Below are 3,244 nucleotides of genomic sequence, written 5' to 3'. Positions count from 1 at the left end.
TATCGCTTTAATGGCTTGGCGGAATTAATGGCCAAGGCCACGCCGCCACGCTCTGGCGACCGCTTGGCAGGGGTCATTGCAGAATCAGCAGAAGAGCGGGTAGTGGCGCAAATGGTGCTGGCAGAGCTCCCGCTTACCACATTTTTGAATGATGTGCTGGTCCCCTATGAGCAAGACGAAATTACTCGTTTAATCATCGATGAGCACGATGCTGCTGCATTTGCGCCGCTGAAGCATTTAACCGTGGGTGACTTTCGTAACTGGCTACTATCCGACTATGCCACCAGCGATGTGTTAGCCGCGGCTCGCCCTGGCATTACCCCCGGCTCGCCCGGGCATTACCCCTGAAATGGCCGCCGCTGTTAGCAAGTTGATGCGCAATCAAGATTTGATGCTAGTCGCCAAGAAGTGCCATGTGACGACCGCATTTCGCAATACGATTGGTTTGCCGGGGCGGTTATCCACGCGTTTGCAGCCCAACCATCCTACCGATGACGTGACCGGGATTGCCGCCAGTATTCTGGATGGCTTGCTGTATGGCAGTGGCGACGCGGTCATTGGGATCAATCCTGCTACTGATAATGTCGCCCAAAGCATTAAGCTAATGCGCCTGATGGACGATGTCATTCAGAAATATGAAATACCCACCCAATCCTGTGTGCTCACTCATGTGACTAACACGCTCGAAGCGATTGAGCAGGGCGCACCGGTAGATCTGGTTTTTCAATCCATTGGCGGTACCGAAGCCACCAACCGCAGTTTTGGCTTTGATTTGAGTACGCTGGCAGAAGCCGAGGCGGCCGCTCAAACGCTGAACCGCGGTACAGTTGGGCGCAACGTGATGTATTTCGAAACTGGGCAAGGCAGCTCGCTTTCCGCTGACGCTCATCATGGTTTAGACCAGCAAACCTGTGAAGCCCGCGCCTATGCGGTGGCGCGCAAGTTTAATCCGCTGCTGGTGAATACGGTGGTGGGATTTATTGGCCCTGAGTATTTGTACGATGGCAAAGAGATCACCCGGGCGGGACTGGAAGACCACTTTTGCGGCAAGTTGCTAGGCGTGCCCATGGGCTGTGATGTTTGCTACACCAATCACGCTGAAGCCGATCAAAATGATATGGACAACCTGCTGACGCTATTAGGCGTGGCGGGCTGTAGCTTTGTGATGGGCATCCCTGGCTCTGACGACATCATGCTCAACTATCAAACCACGTCCTTTCACGATGCCCTTTACGCACGGCGCGTGCTTGGGTTGAAGGCCGCCCCGGAGTTCGAGCAGTGGCTGGCGAAGATGCAAATCTTCCAAGATGTTTCCTCCTATCGGTTAAATGATCAACTACCTGCCGCTTTCGCTAATAGCCTGCGCCACCTGCCAACGGAGGCTGCTCGCGATGTCTGATAATGAATCGAAAAAAGCCCCACCGATGGTGATCGCTAACCCATGGGAGCGGCTGAGGGCATTTACCGATGCTCGCATTGGGCTGGGACGAGCGGGCATTAGTCTGCCCACGCATCAGCTATTGGCGTTTCAACTGGCTCATGCCCAAGCCCAGGATGCCGTTCACTGCCCCCTTGAGTGCGACGCGCTGGCCGATGAGTTAACGACAGCGCTGAGCCTGAACCAGACACCTATTCATGTGCATAGCCATGCAGTAGACCGGGCCATGTATCTGCAGCGTCCGGATTATGGCCGTCGTCTTGACGACGCTTCGCGAGAGCAACTGCAACAAGCGGCGCAATGTGGCCAGCGCTTCGATTTAGCGGTGGTGATTGTCGATGGACTTTCCGCACTGGCAGTACAGCAGAACAGCGAGCCGTTTCTTACTGCGCTGTATCGCGCCTTGGAGAGTGATCAGCGGGAGTGGCAGCTCGCGCCATTAACCATCGTAGAGCAGGGCCGCGTGGCGATTGGTGATGAGGTTGGCGCGCTGCTTAATGCCGATGCCGTGCTGGTGATGATTGGTGAGCGCCCAGGCTTAAGCTCTCCAGATAGCCTCGGGCTGTATATGACCTGGGAACCAGAAGTGGGCTTAAAGGATGACCGCCGCAACTGCATTTCAAACGTGCGCCCAGCAGGGCTCAAACCGGAAGAGGCCGCACGGCGGTTGTTGTTGCTATTAACCGAAGCCCGTCAGCGGAAACTGTCTGGCGTGCAACTGAAAGATCGTAGCGAGGACAGCGTATTAGACGGTGCAACAGGGGGGACAACTCAAAACTTCCTGGTGGCCGATTAATAAGCGGCACAGGAAGCGAAGCGTTATGCATAAGCAGCGCCATATAGATAACAGAGTAATTAAATAGTAATTAAAAAGAGTAATAACAGTACATAAATAACAAGCACTTATAGAAACGCTCCTAAAAAACTCCTAACAACAATATGGAACCAACACCCCGACTCAGCACGCCGCTGACAACGATTGCGTTCCACACTGAAAAGGGCATGACAATGACACAACCTTCTGTCGATCAAGCGTATTTGGCCAAGCGCCAGCTGCGCAAAGGTACCGCGGGCTGGCTATTACTAGCAGGGCTTGGGGTTTCTTATGTTATTTCCGGTGATTTTGCCGGCTGGAACTTCGGTATTGCTGAAGCGGGTTGGGGTGGTTTTGCCATTGCCGCCTGCTTAATGGCGATGATGTACCTGGCACTCGTATTAGCATTGGCTGAAATGTCCGCAGCGATCCCAGCCGCTGGCGGCGGCTATAGCTTTGCTCGCCAAGCGATGGGGCCAGCCGGTGGCTATTTAACCGGGCTTGCGGTGTTGATTGAGTACGCGCTTGCGCCTGCTGCGATCGTGATTTTCATTGGCTCGGCAGTTGAATCGCTGCTGGGCATTAATGGGCCGCTGGTTTACCTGCTGTTCTACGCAGTGTTTATCGGTATTCACCTAGCAGGCGTGGGTGAAGCGCTAAAAGTGATGATGGTGATTAGCGGGCTGGCCGTGTTCGCGATTTTGGCAACGGCAGTGGCGCTGATCGGCAATTTCGATTCAGCGAATCTGTTTGATATTGCGCCCACCGATGCAGCCGGTGCGAGCACCTTTATGCCCTATGGTTGGTACGGTATTTGGGCCGCACTGCCGTTTGGGATGTGGCTGTTTTTGGCGGTTGAGGGCGTGCCGCTAGCGGCAGAGGAAGCCAAAGACCCCGCGCGGGATATGCCTAAAGGGATTATTGCTGCGATGCTGTTCCTGCTATTTACCGCCTTATTGGTCGTGGTGTTACTGGCCGGCGCGGCGGGAGCC

2 protein-coding genes and 1 pseudogene are annotated in these 3,244 nt (G+C 54.7%); all 3 read left to right on the top strand.

From position 1 onward, the window contains the following. Window positions 1-1,399 (top strand): annotated as a pseudogene (locus INT22_RS16225) (ethanolamine ammonia-lyase subunit EutB); the annotation flags it as partial. Then, window positions 1,392-2,234 (top strand): ethanolamine ammonia-lyase subunit EutC, encoded by an 843-nt coding sequence (eutC, locus tag INT22_RS16220; RefSeq protein WP_193068564.1) that lies wholly within the window; start codon window positions 1,392-1,394, stop codon window positions 2,232-2,234. The pseudogene INT22_RS16225 and the gene eutC, both read left to right, overlap by 8 nt. 212 nt (window positions 2,235-2,446) lie before the next feature. Further along, window positions 2,447-3,244, top strand: a 798-nt coding sequence (locus tag INT22_RS21270; protein ID WP_226912823.1) for an amino acid permease, incomplete at its 3' end; no start/stop codon positions are given.

Origin of the sequence: Halomonas sp. 3D7M (assembly GCF_014897885.1) — a bacterium.
Classification (GTDB): Bacteria; Pseudomonadota; Gammaproteobacteria; order Pseudomonadales; family Halomonadaceae; genus Vreelandella.
This window is presented reverse-complemented; position numbering and strand designations above follow the sequence as displayed.